The organism is Lentiprolixibacter sp. (assembly GCF_982873095.1).
Genome location: NZ_CEYNTP010000306.1, coordinates 1 through 2,817 on the forward strand (window position 1 = coordinate 1; position 2,817 = coordinate 2,817).

A 2,817-nucleotide genomic window follows, 5' to 3' on the forward strand; every position below is an offset into this window, starting at 1 on the left:
CATAATATTTCTGGTGCATCGCAACCAGAAAATCCAAAAACACCTCAATGGGGTATTAAATACCAAAAAGGAACTACTGGAAAAAAGGGAAGCAGAACTGCAGGCCAACAATGAAACCAAGACCAAACTGTTTTCCATCATTGGGCACGACTTACGCGGGCCTATTGGAGCACTACAGGGTTTGCTGAATATGTTCTCTGACGGGGAGATCTCCAAGAAGGAGTTTATGGAGTTCCTGCCTAAATTGAGGGGAGACGTCGACCATATCTTCTTCACTTTGAACAACTTGTTGTCCTGGGGGCACTCTCAGTTAAACGGCTCGGTAACCAAACCAGAAGTTACGGCCCTGGAAAATATTGTAGTCGAAAATATCAACCTGCTTTCAGAACAGGCGCAGAACAAATCAATTCGCATAGTAAATGAGCTTCCGGATAACACCACGACCTGGGCAGATGCCAATCAGATCGATATCGTGATCCGTAACCTGATGAGCAATGCCCTGAAGTTTACCCCTGAAAACGGGATGATCAAGATCTCCGGACAGGAATTTGCGGACCACTGGCAAATCTCAGTGCGGGATACAGGCGTGGGGATGGACCAGGCCACGGTAGACAAATTGTTCGATAAAGACTCCAATGTAACCACCTACGGTACCAACAACGAAAAGGGTACCGGTCTTGGCCTGTCGCTCTGCAAGGAGATGGTGGAAAAGAACAAAGGAAAAATCTGGGTAGAAAGTACGATCCGAAAAGGAAGTACATTCCACTTCACCCTTCCTAAAATCAAACATAGATACCCGAAGGCGAGTTAGAAGATATCGTCCAGGTGTTGTACGCCAATATGCCGTTCCACGGTAAACCCTTCGGCATACTCCACCCCTACTAACCTGCCAAGATCCCTGGCTCTGTAACGGATACTTTCCGTAAAATTCTTACTACTGATAGGTGTTTCCGGCTCTTTGCTTGTAGGGTCGTAAAATTGTGAAGCGTATGCATTAATGGCCGCCATCTTCTTATCGATGAAATCCGTAACATCTACCACAAAATCCGGTTGGAGGTTCTTCCATTGTATATAATGGTATACCTGTCTGGGCCTCCAGGGGTCCTGCCATTTATCATCCCCTACCCACTTGGTGTCTACTTTCAGGAGTCCACTGAGAAAGCAAGCATCGCTGACCAGCTTGCTTCCCTTGGCATGGTCAATATGGCGGTCCTCAACCGCATTGCACAAAACAATGTCAGGGCGATACTTGCGAATCACTTCAATGATCTGTAGTTGGTGTTCTTTGTCGTTTACAAAAAATCCATCGGCAAACTCCAGGTTCAGTCGAACACTGAGCCCCAGGATCTCGGCGGCCTTTTTCGCCTCCCGCTCACGCATTTCTGCGTTGCCGCGGGTTCCCAGTTCACCTCTGGTGAGGTCTACTATCCCCACTTTTTTTCCGTTGGCTATTTCTTTGGCAATGGTTGCCCCTGCCCCCAATTCAGCATCGTCTGGATGGGCGCCAAATACTAAAATGTCTAGTTTCATGCTGTGTTCTTGATCAAATGTCAATCCGTCAATACCTTATTATTGCGCTGTATTTCAACAAGCGCCTGTTCGAGGTCGGCGATTATATCTTCGGTGTCTTCAATCCCCACAGAAAACCGGATGAGACCATCGGAGATGCCCTGGTTAGCCCGTTCTTCAGGCGTTAGCAAGGCATGTGAGGTCTGCGCCGGGCTTAAGACCGTACTTTCCACTCCAGCAAGGCTCATGGAGGATTTTATTAATTTGAGGGATTTTTGAAATGCTGAGGCCATTGCTGCCTCCTTCAGTTCAAAGGAAAGCATTCCGCCGAAGCCATGCATTTGTTGCTTCGCAAGTTCATGTTGGGGATGTTCCGCAAGGCCGGGATAATAGACCCCGGCAATGGCAGGATGGCCTGCAAGGTACTCGGCCAGACGCTGCGCATTTTCGTTTTGCGCTTTCACACGGATTCCCATGGTTTTTATACTGCGTTCCAGAAGCCATACGGTATAATCGCTAAGGCTGCCCCCAAGGTTTTTTGCCAATTGAAAGATCTGCTCGATATGTGCTGCTGAGCTTGCGACAGCCCCTGCACAAATATCGGAGTGACCGCCCATGTATTTGGTAGCACTGTGAATAACGATATCAATACCGAAATCAATGGGGTTCTGGTTCACGGGACTCGCAAAAGTATTGTCGATCATTGAAATTAGCCCCCTGGATTTGGCAAGTTCTGCAACACCTTCTATATCTGTTATTTGCAGCAAAGGGTTGGAAGGGGTTTCTATATACAGGACTTTCGTGTTTTCCCGGATTTCCACCTCAAAATCAGCCACTGCCATCCCCTTGGTAAAGGAATAGGCAATGCCATACTTTTCAAATTGTTCTACTACCAGATTATGTGTACCCCCATAGATTTGATTCTGCAAGACGACGTGGTCCCCCGAAGTTAAAAAGGCCAGCATTGAGGTGCTGATAGCTGCCATACCACTCCCGAAGATCAAAGCCGCCTCGGCATTCTCCAGGGCAGCCACTTTCTTGCACAGGGCCTCCTGGTTGGGGGTATTAAAATACCTTGGGTACCGTTTGACATCCACATCCTCAAAGGCATAGGAAGTGCTCATGTATAAAGGTGATATAGCACCTTTATAGGTTTTGTCTTCTAATTCCCCCTCATGGGTGCAGATTGTATTTAGTCCCTTTTTCATATGTATAAACTTCAGCTTTTGACAAGTTCTAAAGTTACGAAAATAGCTTATACCTGAACCTTTTTCCAATGCCCCTTTCTAAACCAGATGATGGCAATAA

General features: G+C 47.0%; 3 protein-coding genes. 1 reads left to right on the top strand and 2 read right to left on the bottom strand.

The window, feature by feature from the left end; translation table 11 throughout:
• On the top strand, positions 1 to 811 hold an 811-nt coding region (locus tag AC4E7D_RS13590), incomplete at its 5' end, for a sensor histidine kinase (protein WP_490174322.1).
• Here the strand turns inward: AC4E7D_RS13590 and bshB1 are convergent.
• Together bshB1 and AC4E7D_RS13600 are read right to left on the bottom strand one after the other, a co-directional pair.
• Positions 808 to 1,530, bottom strand: coding sequence for a bacillithiol biosynthesis deacetylase BshB1 (gene bshB1 / locus AC4E7D_RS13595; protein ID WP_490174323.1), 723 nt, complete (start codon positions 1,528 to 1,530; stop codon positions 808 to 810). The two genes, AC4E7D_RS13590 and bshB1, sit on opposite strands and share 4 nt — an antisense overlap.
• A gap of 20 nt (positions 1,531 to 1,550) precedes the next feature.
• A complete protein-coding gene (locus AC4E7D_RS13600) occupies positions 1,551 to 2,717 on the bottom strand; it encodes a trans-sulfuration enzyme family protein (RefSeq protein WP_490174324.1) in 1,167 nt (388 codons plus the stop codon).
• Positions 2,718 to 2,817 lie beyond the last annotated feature (100 nt).

Excerpts from the sequence above, each read along its gene's own strand:
- bshB1 (WP_490174323.1), bottom strand. The coding sequence starts at position 1,530 with ATGAAACTAGACATTTTAGTATTTGGCGCCCATCCAGACGATGCTGAA.
- AC4E7D_RS13600 (WP_490174324.1), bottom strand. The coding sequence starts at position 2,717 with ATGAAAAAGGGACTAAATACAATCTGCACCCATGAGGGGGAATTAGAA.